The sequence below is a fragment of the Actinomadura sp. K4S16 genome (assembly GCF_008327685.1).
GTDB lineage: Bacteria > Actinomycetota > Actinomycetes > Streptosporangiales > Streptosporangiaceae > Spirillospora.
In genome coordinates this window covers 1-16560 of the sequence record NZ_BDDE01000031.1, presented here as the reverse complement: position 1 = coordinate 16560, position 16560 = coordinate 1, and the positions used below count along the sequence as shown (strand labels likewise).

The 16560-nt window shown below is 72.3% G+C and carries 15 protein-coding genes; 7 read left to right on the top strand and 8 right to left on the bottom strand.

All coding sequences use genetic code 11. The annotated features are described in order from the left end of the window. Positions 1 to 92: 92 nt before the first annotated feature. The 3 genes from K4S16_RS41940 to K4S16_RS41930 form a co-directional block, all read right to left on the bottom strand. The gene (locus K4S16_RS41940; RefSeq protein ID WP_149264691.1) at positions 93 to 1694 is read right to left on the bottom strand and encodes an acyl--CoA ligase family protein; all 1602 of its coding nucleotides are present in this window, start codon (positions 1692 to 1694) and stop codon (positions 93 to 95) included. A gap of 78 nt (positions 1695 to 1772) precedes the next feature. Next, positions 1773 to 2636 (bottom strand): hypothetical protein, encoded by an 864-nt coding sequence (locus K4S16_RS41935; protein WP_149264690.1) that lies wholly within the window; start codon positions 2634 to 2636, stop codon positions 1773 to 1775. A 49-nt stretch (positions 2637 to 2685) separates the two neighbouring features. Then, positions 2686 to 3840, bottom strand: a complete 1155-nt coding sequence (locus tag K4S16_RS41930) for a cytochrome P450 (protein WP_235037421.1) — start codon at positions 3838 to 3840, stop codon at positions 2686 to 2688. Positions 3841 to 3917: 77 nt separating this feature from the next. Here K4S16_RS41930 and K4S16_RS41925 point away from each other — a divergent pair, with 77 nt between their 5' ends. Further along, complete coding sequence (locus K4S16_RS41925; protein ID WP_149264688.1) at positions 3918 to 4478, top strand: hypothetical protein; 561 nt, start codon at positions 3918 to 3920, stop codon at positions 4476 to 4478. Here K4S16_RS41925 and murA read toward each other — a convergent pair. Then, positions 4444 to 5745 carry a UDP-N-acetylglucosamine 1-carboxyvinyltransferase gene (gene murA, locus K4S16_RS41920; RefSeq protein ID WP_149264687.1) on the bottom strand — a complete coding sequence of 434 codons (1302 nt, stop codon included), beginning with the start codon at positions 5743 to 5745 and terminating at the stop codon, positions 4444 to 4446. The two genes, K4S16_RS41925 and murA, sit on opposite strands and share 35 nt — an antisense overlap. Continuing rightward, positions 5738 to 6181: an ATP-binding protein gene (locus K4S16_RS41915; protein WP_149264686.1), complete on the bottom strand. Its 444-nt coding sequence runs from the start codon at positions 6179 to 6181 to the stop codon at positions 5738 to 5740. The genes murA and K4S16_RS41915 overlap by 8 nt, the downstream gene beginning before the upstream one ends. Positions 6182 to 6404: 223 nt before the next feature. Between K4S16_RS41915 and K4S16_RS41910 the strand changes: the two genes are divergently transcribed. Genes K4S16_RS41910 through K4S16_RS41900 form a run of 3 tightly spaced genes read left to right on the top strand, consistent with a single transcriptional unit; the run spans position 6405 to position 8362 of the window. Further along, on the top strand, positions 6405 to 7286 hold the full coding sequence (locus K4S16_RS41910) for a helix-turn-helix transcriptional regulator (RefSeq protein ID WP_160161227.1): 882 nt from the start codon (positions 6405 to 6407) through the stop codon (positions 7284 to 7286). Next, on the top strand, positions 7283 to 7495 hold the full coding sequence (locus tag K4S16_RS41905; RefSeq protein WP_149264684.1) for a DUF397 domain-containing protein: 213 nt from the start codon (positions 7283 to 7285) through the stop codon (positions 7493 to 7495). Before K4S16_RS41910 ends, K4S16_RS41905 begins: the two co-directional genes overlap by 4 nt. Before the next feature lie 3 nt (positions 7496 to 7498). Beyond that, positions 7499 to 8362 carry a phosphotransferase family protein gene (locus K4S16_RS41900; RefSeq protein ID WP_149264683.1) on the top strand — a complete coding sequence of 288 codons (864 nt, stop codon included), beginning with the start codon at positions 7499 to 7501 and terminating at the stop codon, positions 8360 to 8362. Positions 8363 to 8389: 27 nt separating this feature from the next. Here the strand turns inward: K4S16_RS41900 and K4S16_RS41895 are convergent, their stop codons facing one another. Continuing rightward, the gene (locus tag K4S16_RS41895; protein WP_149264682.1) at positions 8390 to 9013 is read right to left on the bottom strand and encodes a LysE family translocator; all 624 of its coding nucleotides are present in this window, start codon (positions 9011 to 9013) and stop codon (positions 8390 to 8392) included. A gap of 55 nt (positions 9014 to 9068) precedes the next feature. After that, positions 9069 to 10094: a M4 family metallopeptidase gene (locus tag K4S16_RS41890; protein WP_149264681.1), complete on the bottom strand. Its 1026-nt coding sequence runs from the start codon at positions 10092 to 10094 to the stop codon at positions 9069 to 9071. Between the two features lie 552 nt (positions 10095 to 10646). Between K4S16_RS41890 and K4S16_RS46675 the strand changes: the two genes are divergently transcribed. Together K4S16_RS46675 and K4S16_RS41880 are read left to right on the top strand one after the other, a co-directional pair. After that, positions 10647 to 11903: a cytochrome P450 gene (locus tag K4S16_RS46675; protein WP_149264680.1), complete on the top strand. Its 1257-nt coding sequence runs from the start codon at positions 10647 to 10649 to the stop codon at positions 11901 to 11903. Positions 11904 to 11919: 16 nt separating this feature from the next. Further along, positions 11920 to 12432, top strand: coding sequence for a tetratricopeptide repeat protein (locus K4S16_RS41880; RefSeq protein WP_149264679.1), 513 nt, complete (start codon positions 11920 to 11922; stop codon positions 12430 to 12432). Here K4S16_RS41880 and K4S16_RS41875 read toward each other — a convergent pair. Further along, positions 12429 to 14924, bottom strand: a complete 2496-nt coding sequence (locus tag K4S16_RS41875; protein WP_149264678.1) for an insulinase family protein — start codon at positions 14922 to 14924, stop codon at positions 12429 to 12431. The two genes, K4S16_RS41880 and K4S16_RS41875, sit on opposite strands and share 4 nt — an antisense overlap. A 71-nt stretch (positions 14925 to 14995) precedes the next feature. On the opposite strand from K4S16_RS41875, the gene K4S16_RS41870 reads away from it, so the two are divergent. After that, a complete protein-coding gene (locus tag K4S16_RS41870; RefSeq protein WP_160161226.1) occupies positions 14996 to 15892 on the top strand; it encodes a hypothetical protein in 897 nt (298 codons plus the stop codon). The last annotated feature ends 668 nt before the right edge of the window (positions 15893 to 16560 follow it).

The following is a 16560-nucleotide window of genomic DNA, read 5'->3' as shown; positions in this document are numbered from 1 at the left end:
CGGCAGCCGGCGGCTCGGACGCCCGCGCAGAAAACACTTCCCACGAACCGCCGCGCCTCACACGGCGGGAGGCCCCGGCGCGGCGGGAGTTCTCAGCCCTGGACGCGGCGGTCGCGCCCCGCCCACTCCCGCTCCCGGAGCTGGAACTTCTGGATCTTCCCGGTGGAGGTCTTGGGCAGCTCGGCGACGAACTCCACCTCGTCCGGGGCCTTGTACCGGGCGAGGCCCGCCCGGACGTGCTCGACCAGCTCGGACTCGGTGGCGGTGCGGCCGTCCCGCAGCACCACGAACGCCTTGGGGCGCTCCCCCCACCTGTCGTCCGGCACCGCGACCACGGCGACCTCCAGCACGGCGGGATGCGAGTCGATCGCCCGCTCGACCTCGACCGTCGAGATGTTCTCGCCGCCGGAGATGATGATGTCCTTGGAACGGTCGCGCAGCTCGACGTAGCCGTCGGGGTGGCGGACGCCGAGGTCGCCGGAGTGGAACCAGCCGCCGCGGAACGCGTGGGCGGTGGCCTCCTCGTCCCGGTGGTAGCACTTCATGACGTTGTTGCCGCGCATGACGATCTCGCCGAGCGTCGTCCCGTCTGCCGGGACGTCGTTCATGTCGGCGTCGACGACCCGCAGCCCGTCGGTCTGGATCATGCCGACGCCCTGCCGCGCCAGCAGCCGGGCGCGGTCGCCCGCGGGCAGCCCCGCCCAGCCGGGCTGCGGCTCGCACACCGAGTACGGCCCGTAGGTCTCCGTCAGCCCGTACACGTGCACGATGCCGGCCCCGAGCCGCTCCATCTCCCCGATGATCGTCGGGCTCGGCGGCGCGCCCGCCGTGGTGACGGTCAGCGGCCGCTCCAGCGGGTGCGCCTCCGGCGCGTTCGCGATCGTCACCAGCACGGTCGGGGCGCCGTTGAGGTGGGTGACGCCCTCGGTGTCGATGAGCCGCCAGATCTCCCCGGCGACGACGGCGCGCAGGCAGACCTGCGTCCCGCCGATCGCGGCGAGCGCCCACGGCGTGCACCAGCCGTTGCAGTGGAACATCGGCAGCGTCCACAGGTAGACGCTCTCGGGCGTGTGCCGCGAGTGCACGACCTCGCCGAGCGCGTTGAGGTAGGCGCCGCGGTGCGTGTAGACGACGCCCTTCGGCCGTCCCGTGGTGCCGGACGTGTAGTTGATCGAGATGGCGGCGTTCTCGTCCTGGACCGTCCAGGGCAGCGGGTCGTCCGAGCCGCGCGCCAGCAGCTCCTCGTAGGAGATGCCGCCGACCGCCGGGTCGGGCTCGGCGCCGACCGCGGGAACGGTGACCACCGGCGGCAGCCCGGCCGCGATCGGCGCCACGGACGGATGCAGCCCCGCGTCGACGACCAGGGCCTTCGCGCCCGAGTGGTCGAGGATGTAGCGGATCTCGTCCGGCGCCAGCCGCGTGTTGATCGCGACGAGGACCGCCCCGGCGAGCGGCACCGCGAAGTGCGCGACGAGGAGCTCCGGGACGTTGGGCGCCAGGTAGGCGACCCGGTCCCCCGGCTCGACTCCGGAGGCCCGCAGCGCGTTCGCCAGCCGGGTCGCCTCGGCGGCGAACTCGGCGTAGGCGACGCGCCGGTCCCCGTAGGCGTAGGCGGTCTTGGCGGGGAACACCTGGGCCGACCGTTCGAGGAACGCGAGCGGGGTGAGCGCCGTGTGACCCGGGCCGTTGTCCATCGGGAGCCTCCGGTGCCGTCGGATGTGGCCTGCGTCTCCAGGATCCCACGCGCACCCGCCCCGCACCGGGACGCCGGGCTAGCCGCCCGCGTTGCGGGTCAGGACGGAGACGGCCCTGACGGTGGCGTAGCCCCGCCACTCCAGTTCGGCGGCGGGCGAATAGGAGGCGAAGTCGACCAGCCACCCGCCGTCGTCCTGCTGCATGCCGTCGAGCCGCCGCAGTTCGGCGGCCACGATGTCCGCCTTGAAGAGGGAGCGGGACGGACGGTCCGGGTAGGGCGCGAAGTCGAGCGGGCGCAGCGACTCGTCCTCCAGGCCGCCCTCGACATGGAGGAGGCCGTCGTCCGGGATGTGCTCGCCGAGCAGGGCGATGGCCTCGGTGTCTTCGACCGCGTCCGCCAGCCACAGGGCGAACTCCACCTCCAGTGCGTGCATCGTGTCCTTGGCGCGCATGGCGTCGAGGCAGTAGCGGGTGGCGCGGTCGAGCCAGGGATGCCGGGCGACCGCCGTGTCGTGGACGGCGACGCGCTGCGCCATGGCCGCGACCACCGCGGTGATCTGCAGCGAGGACGTCCCCGGGTCGGCGCCGGTCCAGAACGGCGCGCAGCCGGCGGGGTCGGGGATGGGCAGGGCGAACGGAAGGCCGCCGTCCGGCAGCGTCACCGAGCCCAGCCAGTCGCAGAGGGCGGCCGCCTCCGGCGCCGTCACCGGGGCCAGTTCCTCGAAGACCTCGAACGCGTGCAGCGCGGGGCCCGGCTGGCTCGTCCGCGACCGCAGGTCGGGCTCCAGCCCGTGGCCGTATCCCCCGTCGGGGTTCCGGTAGGCGTTCAGCGCGGCGAGCAGCGCCTCCCGGTCGCCCTCCCCGGTCAGCAGTTCGAAGCGTCGGCGGTCCAGAGGACGCGCGTGCATGGCCATGAAGTCGGTCGCCTTGGTCAGATCCATGACTCCAGCGTGGCCCTCGCGGGCACACCCGTCTTGTAGATTCCGGCCATCACCAGGTAAGGAACAGCTCCTTCGGCGAGCGGTGGATCAGGCTCGGAAGCATCTCCACCGGTTCCTCGACGCGCAGCCCCGGCAGTCGCGCGGTCAGCTCCTCCAGCGTGACGCGGACCTGCTCGCGGGCGAGCTGCGAGCCCGGGCAGGCGTGGACGCCGTGCCCGAACGCCAGGTGCCGCGCCGGCTCCCGGGTGATGTCGAACTCGTCGGGGCGGTCATGGGCGCGCGGGTCGCGCCCGGTCGAGGCGAAGGCGACGAAGACCGCCGCGCCGGCGGGCAGGTCGGTGCCCGCCACCCGCACCGGGCGGGTGGTGACCCGCCGGAACCCCTGGATCGCGGTGTCGTAGCGCGCGGCCTCCTCGACGGCCGCCGGGATCAGCTCCGGCCGTTGGCACAGCAGCTCCCACTGCTCCCGGTTCCGCAACAGGTGCAGCACCGTCGTGCCGATGAGGGCCGTCGTCGTCAGGTGCCCGGCCAGCAGGATGTTCTGCAGGTTGGAGATGAGCGTGCCGTGCGGCTCGATCGCGCGGGCCATCTGGCCGCACAGGTCGTCGCCCGGCTCCCGGCCCTTCACGTGCTCGTCCAGCACCCGCTTCATGCCCGCGACGTGCTCGGCGGCGGCGACCTGCTCCTCCGCGCCCATCGGCCGGAAGACGAGGTCCTCCGCCCGGTAGCTGCCCTCGATCAGGGCGGGCACCTCCTCCGGGTCGATGCCGAGCATGTGCCCGATCACCTCGCCGGGCAGGACGCGCGCGTACCGTCCCATCAGCTCGACGCGGCGGTCTGCGGCGAAGGAGTCGACCAGCTCCCGCGCCCGCCGGGTGATGAACGGGACGGCGGCGGCGACCCGGTTCGGCGAGAGCCCGCGCGTCAGCGGCCCGCGCAGCCACCGGTGGTCGTCGCCGTCCGCCGTGACCACGACGGGGCGGCCCTGCGGAAGCGCCCGCAGCACGGCGAGGGCCTCGGGGCCCGGCACCACGTCCGGCCGCAGCGCGTTCGCCGAGGAGAACGTCTCCGGGTCGCGCAGCACCGCCCGCACGTCGGCGTGCCGGGCGACGAGCCAGGCGTCCAGTTCCGGGACGAAGGTCAGCCCTTCGGCCTCGCGCGCCCGGGCGTAGAACGGATAGGGATCGGTCCGGTCGAACTCCACGGCGCCCCCTCCAGACGACTGGTCCACCGTAGGAAATCGGAATGCGGCGCGGGAAGCCTCCGGCCTAGCCTGGCCGGATGGACGTGAGTTTCGAACGGACGGGTGAGCGCCGGTACGCGACCGTCGTCCGGCTCCCGGGGCGGAACCCGCGCCGGATGGATCCCGCCCCCGGCTACGACGACCACATCCCGCATGACCTCGTCCACTACCTGGTCGAGGCGGAGATGGGCCTCACGTCCGGCGTGTTCGGGCGGGCCGCGGCGGGCGGCGGCGACTTCGCCGAGACGGGCGAGACGCCCGGCGATCCGCGGCGGCGGGCCAGGGAGCAGCGCCGGCTGAAGAAGCGGGAGGCGTTCCTCAGCCGGTCCGACCACGGCGACATGGCCAGGTCCGAGCACCTGGCGGGCCTGTGCGACCTCGCCTGGCGCCGCCGCGCGGGCGCGCGGGCGCCCGCGTGGGCGGACCGCCGGCCGATACCGCCCGAGGACCGGCCCGCAGTCGACCGCGTCCTCGCCCGGCTCGACGAGCTGGCGCCGCTCTGGCACGACCTGCCCGTCGGCGGATCGCTCACCTTCTCCTGGCCCCGGACGGCCCCGAACCCCGTCAGCCCGCGCGCAGCGACAGGCCCAGCGTCCTGAACTGCTCGACGGGGCGGTGGTAGCCGCGCTCGATGTGGTGCACGCCCCTGAGCGTGGACGGCCCCTCCGCGACCGCCGCCGCCAGCACGGCCGAGAACCCGGCCCGGATGTCGGGCATGGTCACGTCCCCGCCGCGCAGCTTGCTCACCCCGCGCACGACCGCCGAGTGCAGAGCCGCCGTGTCGTGGTACCGGCAGGCCGGGCCGCCCAGGCAGGTGTCGTAGACCTCGATCTCCGCGCCCATGCTCTGGAGCGCCGGGACATAGGCGAGCCGGTTCTCGTACACGGTCTCGTGCAGCACCGACATGCCGTCCGCCTGCGTGAACAGCACCATCAGGGGCGTCTGCCAGTCCGTCGCGAACCCCGGGTGCGTGTCGGTCTGCACCGCCGCGGGGCGCAGGCCGCCGGGCGCGGACGCCATGATCCAGTCGTCGGTGATCTCGAACTCGGCGCCCATCCTGGTCAGCGTCGTGATGGCGGTGACGAGCCGGTCCTGCGGGCACCCGTGCACCCGCACCTCGCCGCCCGTGACCAGGCCCGCGACCAGGTAGGAGAACGCCTCGATCCGGTCGCCGCCGAGCCGCGTCTGCGCGCCGCTCAGCCGCTCGACGCCCTCCACGACGATGCGCCGGTCGGGGGCGAAGGAGATCCGCGCCCCCATCCGCTGCAGGAACAGCGCCAGCTCGGTGATCTCCGGCTCGGTCGCCGCGTTGCGGATGACGGTCTTGCCCTCGGCCCGCACCGCCGCCAGCAGCACCGTCTCGGTGGCGCCGACGCTCGGGTAGGGCAGTTCGATGCGCGTCCCCACGAGCCGCGTGGCGTGCGCGTGGATCCCGTCGGCCGCGAGCGACACCTCGGCCCCGAACGCCCGCAGCGCCTCCACGTGGAAGTCGACCGGCCGCCGCCCGATCGGGTCGCCCCCGACCAGCGGCACGAACGCCTCGCCCGCCTGGTGCAGCAGCGGCCCCAGCATCAGGATCGGGATGCGGTTCAGGCCGGTGAACGCCTTGCCGACGCTCGGGTCCGACACGGGCCCCGGCACGACCGTCACCTCGCCGCCGGACCGCTCCACGGTCATCCCGACGTGCTCCAGCATGCCCGCCGTGATGCCGACCTCGCCGACGTCCGGCGCGTTGCTGATCGTGCTCGGCCCGTCCCCCAGCATCGCGGCGACCATGTGCTTGCTGACCGCGTTCTTCGCGCCCCGCACGGTGACGTCCCCGCGAAGCGGCCCCGACGGCTCGATCTGCCAAAGCTTCTCAGTCACCCGAGCAGCCTACGGCGTCCGGGACCCCGGCCCCCCGATTTCGCCGCAACCCCGGCACGCTCCGGTCCGTGCGGGCGACCTCCGCCCACACGCAGGTGCCGCCGCCCTCGCGCCGCACGCCCCACCGCTCGGCCACCGCCGTGACGATCACCAGCCCGCGCCCGCCCTCCTCATCGTCGCCGGGCGCCCGCACCCGCGGCTCCCCGCCTCCGCCGTCCGTGAGCTCCACCCGGACCCGCTCCCCGTCCCCGGTCAGGACGAGCGCCATCCGGTCCCCCGCGCCGTGCTCGACCGCGTTGGTCGCCAGCTCGCTCGTGATCAGCTGGACGTCCTCCGCGCCGATGCCCTCCAGCTCCAGGGCTCCGTCCACGTACCGGCGCAGCAGCGCCACGGACGACGCGTCCCGGTCCACCGTCAGCGCGCCCAGCACCACCATGCTGCCCAAGCCGCCCTCCCATTTCCGACACTTCCTGAATTACTCCGCGCCACCTTCCGCAACGCGACCAGCGCAAGCATGGACAACCGGGCCAGGACTCATCCGCCGACCACCGGACAACGGGAATTCCTCCAGCGGGAATTCTCTGATCTTGGCGTTCCCGCCCCGTCCGCGAGCCGGTCGACACACAATGGAATCGAACGGCCACGGAGGGAGAGCGACAATGTCCGCTGAACCGACACCGGATGTGCGGACCGTGCGCCTCGGCCTCGAACTACGCCACATTCGGCTCGAACAGAACCTCACCCTGCAGAAGGCTCACAAACTGCTGCGGCGCTCCGTCTCCTCGATCAGCCGTATCGAGAAGGGCCAGGTCAGAATCCCCGAGCGCGACCTCCCCCCCATCCTGGACGCCTACGGGATAACCGACCCCGCCCGCCGCGAGGCCCTTCTCGCCCTCACCCGCCGCAACGACGCGAAGGACTGGTGGCAGAGCTACCGCGACGTGCTCGTCGTCTACCCGACCTTCATCAGCATGGAGAACGAGGCCACCCGCATCCGAGCCTTCGAATGCGTCTTCCTGCCAGGCCTCCTCCAGACCCCCGAATACGCCTGGGAGATCTTCGCGGCGGGCGTTCCCGGACGGTCGCCCCTCGAGACCAAGCGTCTGACCGACGTCCGCATCAAGCGGCAGCAGATCCTCGGCCGAGCCGCCCGCCCCGACGTCCATGTCATCGTCGCCGAAAGCACTTTGCGGCAGAGCGTCGGCGGACCCGAGGTGATGCGGCGGCAATTGCAGCACTTGCTGACCGAAATCGACGGCGGGCGGGTCGGCCTCCAGGTGCTGCCCTTCACCGCCGGCGCCCATCCTGCGTTGGGCAGCTTCAACGTCCTCACCGTTCCGGCCCTCGGCGGCGATATAGTCCATATCGATGAGACGAATCAGTCGCGGTTCGTAGACGACGCTGCGGCTACGCGCCGTTATCTCGACGTCTACGAAAGGCTCCGCGCCGCCGCACTCTCCGAGGACGATTCGAGGCAGCGGATCGAGCATCTGGTCTTCGGGTCGCAAGCTCAGGCGAAGGGAAGACCGAGGCGAGCATGACCGGACGAGACCTCTCCCGACTCGACTGGCGCAAGAGCACGCGAAGCGGCGGTGTGGACGACAACAGCTCGTGCATCGAGGTCGCATCGATCGGCGGCCGTTCCGTCGCCGCCCGCGACTCCAAGGACCCGGACGGGCCCGTCCTCCAGTTCGACGCCCACGACTGGGCGGCCTTCCTCGCCCGGCTCAAGCAAGCCGCCGCCCGCTAGAAAATGCGGCCGTCCGATGAGGTCCTGGCGTGGGCCGCCGAGGTGTCCGGCGGGCCGGTACGGGCCGTGAGGCGCCTCGCGGGCGGCACGCACGCCGCGACGGACCTGCTCGAAACACCACGCGGGCAGGCGGTCCTGCGACGCTTCCCGCCCGGCGACACCGCCGCCGCCGTGAACGAGGCCCACGTGCTGGACGTCCTCGACGGCCTGGACGGCTGGGCGCCGCGCCTCCTCGGCGCCGATCCGGAGGGTGCGCGTGTCGGGCTTCCCGCCGTCCTGATCAGCCGACTCCCCGGCCGTGCAGACATCACGTCCATGGAACCCGACGCCGCGGCCGTGCAGCTGGGCCGCGTCCTCGCCCGCCTGCACGCCACCCCGGCCGCGCGGTTGACAGGCTTCCGCGACGGGATGGCGGCGGCCAGGGCCTTCCCAGGCTCCGCGCCTGGCACAGCGCTCCTGGCTGCCCAAGGGAATCGCCTCGCCACGGCCGAACGCGTCCTCACGCATTTCGACTTCTGGGCGGGCAACGTCCTGTGGGAGGGCGGCACCCTCACCGGCGTGGTCGACTGGTCGGGCGCGTCCCTGGCGCCGCGCGGCTTCGATGTCGGCTGGTGCCGTCTCGACCTCGTCCTCCTCCATGGCCCGGCCACGGCCGAGGCCTTCACCGACGCCTATCAGGAGGCGGCGGGCGGGCTCGTCCCAGACCTTGCCCTGTGGGACGTGTTCGCCCTCACCAACTCACACCGAACCGTCGAGACCTGGCTTCCCAACTACACCGACCTGGGACGCACGGATCTCACGTCGAAGGACCTGCGCGAACGCCACACGGCCTGGACCGAGGAGCGCCTCTCCCAGGCACTCGCATGACGCCGTTCGCCGTGACCGTCGCCTGGGTCAGGGGCGGTCGGCCAGGAGGTTGGCGGCGAAGCCGAGGAAGGCCACGCCGCTGAGCTGCTCCATCCGGCGCCGGAACGACGGGCGCCGCAGCCGCTCCCCCATGGCGGCGGCCGCGCCCGACACGAGCCAGAACCAGACCGCCAACTCGACCACGTCGATCGCGGTGAACAGGATCGTCGTGCCGAACACCGGTGCGCCGTGCGGCATGAACTGCGGGACGAGGCTCATGTAGAAGACGCCCGCCTTGGGGTTCAGCAGGTTGGTCCCGACTCCCGCGCGGAACGCCGCACGCCATCCCGCGGCCACGACGGGCTCGGGATGTTCGACCTCGCCCTTCCTTCTGGCGTGCCAGAGGGCCGTCGCCCCGAGCCACACCAGGTAGGCGGCGCCGCAGACGCGCACCACGTTGTACGCGACATGCGAGGCGGTCAGCAGCGCGGTCAGCCCGACCGCCGTGGCGAGTCCCCACACCGCGCACCCGGCCATGATTCCGAGCGCCGCGGCCAAGCCTTGGCTCCGTCCCTGCGCGACGGAGGTCCTGAGCACCAGGAATGTGTCGAGTCCCGGCACCACGTTGACGATCAACGCGGCGACGGCGAAGGCGAGCGCGGCCGTGATCATGAGCGAATGCTATATCGCTCCTTACGGCCGCACCACGCCCTCGACGATCAAGCGGTCACAGGATGCCCCGCGCGGCGAACGCCGCCTGTGCCGCCTTCGCCGCCTTCGCTCCGTAGAGGCGCTGGGCGGCGGCGACGGTCGCCTCGGCGGCGGCCTTGAACGAGGTGTCCGGCGCGAACGCGAACTGCGCCTCGACGATCAGCGTGCTCGCCTGGGTGTCGCCGAGCGACTGCCGGATGTCCCAGAGGGCCCGCGACCAGATCTCGCCGTCGGCGTGGACCTCACCGCGGACGTCCTCGGGGTAGTGCTTCGTCCCGTCCAGCCTCCGCAGGCAGTGCGTGGGTCCGGACGTGTAGGACACCGAGTCCCAGTCGGCGACGCACGGCTCCGGGGTCTTGGTCGGCGTGCCGGTCGCCCAGCTGGTGACCGCCACTGCCAGGTAGTCGCCGAACGCCTCCCCGATCGATCCGGACTCCAGGTTCGTGCCGAACCCGGTGACCTGGCCGTCCTGCACGGAGTGGCCGTACTCGTGGATGACCACCTCGGCGTCCTCGGCGTCGTCGATCCCGCCCTTGCCGAGCGTGATGTTCGCCTTGTCGGGGCGGAAGAAGGAGTTGTCGCCGCCGTACTGGTTGATCCGCACTTCGATCTGCCGCTGGTTCACGGGGCGGAGCCCGGACCCGAACCCGAGGTGCTGCAGGTACCGCTGCGCGGTCGTCACCCAGTAGTAGCCCATCACCTGCTCGAACTGGTCGGAGTCGCGATGGTAGGCGGGCAGCGCGCCGTTCTCGATCCGGGCGGCCTTGCCGGTCTCGCTCTTGACCCGCGCGTACCGTCCGGTGAGCGACCCGGACCCGTCGAGGTCGGTGAGGGTGACCTGCCGGTAGGCGGGCGCGAGGGCGGCGTAGTCGGCGTCCTTCGCGTCGGTGAGGGACTGGTCCCCGAGCTGTTGGACGGGGTTGGGGTAGAAGACGGTCCCGGCGGCGGTCGCGCCGGAGTCCGCGGCGGACGCCGCCGGCAGCGCGGCCATGAGGGGAAACGCGGCCACGGCCGCGAGTGCGAGACGTCGTGTGTTACGCATGGGCGGACGGTATGGCCAGGTCCGGTGCGGGGACAGGTCCAATCCGTGCCGTGTCCAAGTCTGTCTGGCATCGCCTGATCACGGCCCCGAACACTGGCGAAGTTTGTGCTGGTGCCACTGCCGGTGGCGGGAGTAGCACGGTGTTCCGGCTCGACGGCAGGTCAGGGCGCCGAGGCGGCTGGCCGCCGCGAGCCACTCGATCTCGATCCAGACGTACCCTGGCGCCGTTCCCTGGACGGGTTCGCGGGCGTGACCCCGTCCCGCTCCGTCCCGGGGAACGGGCGCGGCGCCGCCGAGGACCGCGGTGCGGGCGTCTGATCCGCCGACCGGCGGCCGCGCCGGTGCACGTGTGTGGGTTGGCACCGACGCGACCATGATTCCGGCCATGGCCGGGCGGTCCAATTCTGCCGCATCCCACGTTGCACAAGCGTTGCGCAGGCCCCAGATGTCGCGGACGCCACATGCACCTCACCCCGGGTTGACGGGGACGTGCGTGTCGCGGAGCTTCGGGGCAGACGAGTGACCATCCCAGCGACATCCGCAAGGAGCGCCGTGCCGTCGACCGATCACCCGCGATACCCGTTCCCCTGCCAGGACGTTCCGGTCGACGGGGTCCGTCCCGACGATCCGATGGGACTGTCCCCTCTCTACGACGGACTCGCGCCCGTCGCCCGTGTCCGCCTCCCGGAAGGGCACCAGGCGTTCCTGGTCACCGGGCACAGGGAGTGCCTGCGCGTCCTGCGCGAGCAGGACACGTTCCGCCGTGCGGGAGCCGACGCGATCCCGCCCTACCCGCCCACTTCCCCGACGATGCTGGCGCGGGACGGCCGTGAACACCGCGTGCACCGCGACCTGGTCGGCAACGCGTTCGCGCCCGCCCGGATCGACCGGTACCGGCCGACCGTCGACCGGCTCACCACCTCGCTGCTCGACTCGCTCGTCCAGGCGGGCGATCCGATCGAGGTCAACGAGCAGCTCGCCATGCCCCTCACCCTCGGCGTCATCGGGGGCGTGATGCACCTGCCGGACGACGACCTGCCGCTGTTCCGGAGGTGGGGCGACATGTTCCTGTCCACGGGCGCCGACCGCGCCGCCGAGAACGAGCGCGCGGTGCTGGAGATGAGCGGCTACATGGCCGAGCGCCTCGGCGGGCTCATGGCGGAGACGGAACCCGGCTCCGGGGAAGGCGGCCTGCTCTCCGTGATCGCCGCCAACGCCGTCCGCCGGCGGACCGGTCTGGAGGAGGCGGCGCTGCTGGCGGCGAGCGTCGTCGTCGCGGGATGGGAGACGACGGCCGCCGCGATCGCGGGCTTCCTGTTCCGGCTCCTCACCACCCGGGAGGACGGCGGCGACACCCTCTACCGCCTTCTCGCGGCCCGCCCCGACCGCATTCCCGGCGCGGTCGAGGAACTGCTGCGCACCACTCCCGGCACCGCGTTCGAATCCGCGCAGCCGCGCCGGGTCGCCCGCGAGGTCGAACTCGGCGGCGTCCCGCTGCGCGAGGGCGACCTGGTGATTCCGGCGGTCGACCGCGCCAACCGCGACCCGGGCGTGTTCGACGCCCCCGAGCGGATCGACTTCCAGCGCGCCCCGAACCCCCACCTCGCCTTCGGAGCCGGTCCGCACGTCTGCCTCGGCGCTCCGCTGGCCCGGCTGGAGCTGAACACCGTCCTGCGCGAGCTGACCCGCCGCTTCCCGGACGCGCGGCTGCACCACGCGCCGCACGACGTCCTCTGGAACACCGTCACCGTGATCCGTCACCCGGCCGAGCTCTGGCTCGACCTCGAACCTCCGCAGCGGGACGGATGACCGTAGGCTCACGCTTATGATCAACCCCGCGCCCGACTGGGAAGCGCGCATGGCCGCACTATGGGACGCCTTCGACGACCACACCCCCGAGGACTTCCTCGGCAAGGTCGAAGCCCTGACCGGCGAGCTCCCGCCCGGCGACGCCGTCGCCGAGTACGAGCTGGCCTCCGCGCACGACGCCCTCGACCACGAGGCGGAGGCCGCCGACCACTACCGGCGGGCCTTCGCCGCAGGGCTTTCCGGACCGCGGCGGAGGCAGGCCGTGATCCAGTACGCCAGCACGCTCCGCAACCTCGGCCGGGCCGACGAGAGCGTCGCGCTGCTGACCGCGGAACGCGAGGCCGGCTCGGACGAGCTCGACGACGCCATCACCGCGTTCCTCGCGCTCGCGCTCACCGACGTCGGACGCGAGCGGGAGGCGGCCGGGCTCGCGCTCGGCGCGCTCTCCCGCCACCTCCCGCAGTACAACCGCTCGCTGTCCGCCTATGCGAAGGCCCTCGCACAGGACGGCCCCGGCCTGCGCCCTTAGTGCGGCGGCTCCTCACGCTTCGCGCGGACGTCCCGCCGGGCCTGGACCAGTAGCCGGTCTGCGTCGGGCGCGTACCCCCACGCGCGTTCGGGCGGGCTGGTGCGGCCGACCCGGCTGAGATGGCGCCGGGCCCGGTCGTGGTCGCCGGCCCGGTAGAACACCGCACCGAAGAAGTGGTGGGCCTCCAGGTTCCTCGGATGCGGCCGGTCCCCGGCGAGCCACCGGTCGGCGGCCGCCACGAGCGCGGCGTGCACCGAGGGCCGGGCCAGGTAGCGGTTCAGGTCGTCCCAGGTGCCGATCTCACCGCCGATCTCCAGGTGCGCCACCGCCAGTACCGCGGTCACCGGGTCGCCCGGCTCGGCCGCGGCGACGACCGCCTCGGCGAAGTCCAGCACCTCGGCCTCCGAACCCCACCACTTCTTGCACAATGCCTGGGAACGGGAGATATGGCCCGCGTAGAGGGACGGGTCGCGCTCCGTCAGCTCACGCCAGATCCGGTCCAGTTCGTCCCGTCCGAGCTGCATGCCGATGCCGTACGACTGGAGGCTGTTCCAGGGGACGGGGTCCGCGGGCAGCAGCTCGGCGGCACGGTAGAGCGGCGGGCCCGCGAGGGCGAGCAGCCGCCAGAACCGGCCGAACCGTTCCGCGTCGACGTACTCCGCGCGTTGGGCGCTGCGCGCCTCCCACGCCTCCGCGACACGGGTCGCGCCAAGCCACAGGCACAGGTCCGGGTCGTCGGGATCGTCCGCGTACAGTCGCGTGAGCCGCTCGGCCTGTCCGAGCGCGGCGTCGGTGAGGCCCTCCACGTAGAGGCTGCGGGTCTCGGCGTCGTCCCGGGTGCGTGCCAGCAGTTCCAGGCCCGCGCGCAGGTCGCCGCCGCGCACCTTCGGCAGCGCCGCCGCCAGCGCCTCGTCCCGCCAGGCCGGCCGTCGCCGCCGCGACCTGATCTTGCCGGGCAGCCCGAAGAGCGCGGCCACCACGCCGGCCGACGCCGAGCCGCCCTCCTCCTCATCGGCCGAGGAGGCGTCGTCGCCAGGAGACAGGACGCGGTCGTCGGGGCGGGCCGGCTTGCGGACGACCAGCTCGGCGGGGGCGTGCCGGTCGATCTCCGCGACGGCGGCCGTGCCGGAGCGCCAGAGGTTCGGCTCGACCCCGACCGTCACGCCGTCCAGGCCGATCAGCGCGCGTGCCCCGTCCGGCCACGCGAACACCGCGGCGCACTGGTCGAAGCGCACGGTCGCCATGATCGGGCCGGTCAGCGAGGTGACCCCCTCGGGGCCGACGATCAGCCCCTGCTGGACATCGCCGGCTCGGGTGTGGACGCGGCCCTCGACCGCGACCATGGAACGGGTCGGGGCCGGGGCGAAACGCGCCCCTTGCGGCTCTTCGCCGTGCGGAAGCATCAGGAGCGCGGTGTCCAGCACGGCGCGGCCGACCTCCTGGACGTCCTCGGGCCGCACCGCGTCGAGCTCCGCCAGGGCCTCGTCCGTCGTCAGCAGCGGGGCTCCCAGCAGTTCGGCAAGGCACCGCCTCATCGGCTGCGAGGCGCGGGCCTCGTCGGAGCCTGTGCGAGCGCGTCGCGCCGCGAGTACCTCCGCGAGTTCGGCCGCGTCGACAGGCTCGGCCGCGATGCGCCCGATCTCCCCGCAGAACCGCTCCGCGAGTTCCGGGCGCACCTCGGCCAGACCGTCCGCGAACGCGAGCAGTTCCACACCGTCCCCGGTGCTCGATGAGAAGTCGACGCTCGTCGTGTAGCTCAGCGCATTGTCCCTCCGCAGCACCCGGTGAAGGCGGCGGCCGAGGACGTCGGCGTAGACCCGGGCGGCGGACGAGCGCGGCACGATCGCGCTCAGCGCGACACCCTTGACGTCGGCGTTGAAGTAGGCGGGTGTCCGGGGCAGGGCGCTCGTCGGTTCCGGGACCGGCCGCCGTTCGCCCTCGGGAAGCGGCAGCGTCAGCCCCTCGGGCGGCGGGCCGCCGACGATCGCCAGTGCCGCGTTGTTCCTGGTGAACCAGCGCGCCGCCCACTCCTGGACGTCCTCGGGGGTTAAGGCGGTCAGCCCGTGCTCGTCGTAGGCGGGCAGGCCATAGGTGGCGGCACCGTAGCGCCACAGCAGCAGCTGGCCTTGCAGCCCTGCGTCGCGTCCCTCGGCCTCGGTCCGCAGGATGTTCTTCTCCGCCTCCAGGCGATCCATGGGAAGCGCGCACAGCGATTCGCACACGGTCGTCAGAAATGAAGCGATCTCCGCGGGCTCGCCATGGGTGACTAACATGGTGGTCACGGCGTTCACGACGCCGTTGTGGTGATAGTCGGAATCGCCGACCGCATGCAGCGCCAGATGCTCCACCAGGTGGGTGAGCCCGCCCCTTGCCAGGGTCTCGTCGGCCCGCCCCACGCGGAACACCAGCGCCGCTCGATGGTCGTCATCGCCCGGCGCGCCCTTGCTCCAGAACACGGGAACGCCGTCGATCTCGGTACGTGTAACGTCCAAATGATCTCCCTCTCCAGGCCGCAAGATCGTACAATTCGCGGGTGCCGAAAAAGGTTGCATATCGGTATCGGGTGCCCTTCGCCACGTCCTGGCGCGCGTATCTGATTCCGGCTTGGCCCGTGGTCCTGCTCGCCTTGCTCACCGCGCTCTTCTGGGGGACGCACCACGCACTCCTCACCGCGAGCACGGTCGACGCCGTCCGGTCCGGAAACGTCCCCAACGACAGCCGTCCGGTGCTCTGGGTGGACGAGGGTCTGCGTTACCGCGTCCACGTCGTCGGAAGTGCCGCCGACCCGGGATCCTGCGCGCTGGCCGGGCAGAACGGCACCTATCCGCTGACGCTGGACCGCGTCCGGCACTCCGGCGACTCCGCGGAGATCAAGGGATACCGATGGGTCGGGGCGTTCCAGGCCCCTGCCACCGACTACGTCGCGGTCGCGTGCGACCGCTCCAACGAGGCACTGCGAATCAAGGTGGACGCGCCCGGAACCGGCCTGCTCGTGGCCCTGCTGGTCCTCTGGCCGGTGCTCCTCATCTGGGCGGTGGCCAAGATCTGGCGGATCCGGCGGCGGAGCACACGACGCACGCTCACCCATCGCCCCCCGGAGCCGCCGGCCACCGTGTCCGAGGCCGCCCTGGCCGCTGGTGATCGGACCCAGACCACGGTCTACTTCCGCAACGGCACCTTCGTCCCCGCCGGAACCCGCGAGGCCGACTCCGCGACAGACTTCGCCAAGGAAAGACTGGCCGCCCCGCGCGACCCACGCGATTTCCGAACCGCCACAGCCGGCGATGGCGGATGGCTGGTCACCTTCCCCGACCTGACCGTCTACCTGACCCAGGAAGAGACCAAGCACTCTGGAACAGCCGACCTCGGCCGCCACGCCCTCGCCAAGATCAGTTTGGACGCCCGCACCCCCGAGGTAGCACGCACCCGCAAGCCCGAGACCCTCGCCACCCGAACCTGAACGCGGCCGGACAACCGCCACCGCCCCTCCTAGGGGTGGCGGATGACTGGCACTGAACCGCGGAAGGGTCAGCCGCCGTGCCCGGCTCGCGCCGTAACCGCGATGAACGCGCCACGGCCCTTGGGTCCCGTCGCCATCGCCCCCCTCCCGCCGACCACTGACGAGCTCAGTCGGTAAGCCGCTCAACGAGCGCAGGAGCTAACGCCACCCAGCGAACCCGTCTCGACGAACCCCGCCTCGACGGTCGAACGATCACGTCAAGCCGGACGAGCTACAGTCACCAGTCACCGACCGGGCTACCGGGGACGTCCACCTGGTCGAGGCCGGGCGCAAGGGCGAGCGCGGGGGCGGGGGCGAGGATGAATCCTGCCCAAACTGATGTTGGCCTGAGCTATCCCCGGAATACGGGAGCCCCTCCCGGGACTGGAGATGGTCAGCGGTCTCGCACCGTCCACCACCCAACTCCGCCGAGAGTCGAACCCCACCCTTCACGGCCAGGTCAGCGCCGACGAACGGCATGCCACCACAGGGCCGCCGGCGACCGCGCCCCACGCGTTCGTTCGTCCGCAGCACTCAGCTTGAGGATCGACCCCGAAAACGGCGGCCACTGCAATCCCGATGAAACAAGAAAGGCCCCGCCGTGATCGGCGGGGCCTTTCCTAATATGT

Bases quoted from the DNA above. Each gene is read 5' to 3' on its own strand.
- K4S16_RS41915 (WP_149264686.1), bottom strand. From the start codon at position 6,181: ATGGTGGTGCTGGGCGCGCTGACGGTGGACCGGGACGCGTCGTCCGTG.
- K4S16_RS41900 (WP_149264683.1), top strand. From the start codon at position 7,499: ATGCGGCCGTCCGATGAGGTCCTGGCGTGGGCCGCCGAGGTGTCCGGC.
- K4S16_RS41910 (WP_160161227.1), top strand. From the start codon at position 6,405: ATGTCCGCTGAACCGACACCGGATGTGCGGACCGTGCGCCTCGGCCTC.
- K4S16_RS41935 (WP_149264690.1), bottom strand. From the start codon at position 2,636: ATGGATCTGACCAAGGCGACCGACTTCATGGCCATGCACGCGCGTCCT.
- K4S16_RS41895 (WP_149264682.1), bottom strand. From the start codon at position 9,013: ATGATCACGGCCGCGCTCGCCTTCGCCGTCGCCGCGTTGATCGTCAAC.
- K4S16_RS41890 (WP_149264681.1), bottom strand. From the start codon at position 10,094: ATGCGTAACACACGACGTCTCGCACTCGCGGCCGTGGCCGCGTTTCCC.
- K4S16_RS41925 (WP_149264688.1), top strand. From the start codon at position 3,918: ATGGACGTGAGTTTCGAACGGACGGGTGAGCGCCGGTACGCGACCGTC.
- K4S16_RS41905 (WP_149264684.1), top strand. From the start codon at position 7,283: ATGACCGGACGAGACCTCTCCCGACTCGACTGGCGCAAGAGCACGCGA.
- K4S16_RS41880 (WP_149264679.1), top strand. From the start codon at position 11,920: ATGATCAACCCCGCGCCCGACTGGGAAGCGCGCATGGCCGCACTATGG.
- K4S16_RS41940 (WP_149264691.1), bottom strand. From the start codon at position 1,694: ATGGACAACGGCCCGGGTCACACGGCGCTCACCCCGCTCGCGTTCCTC.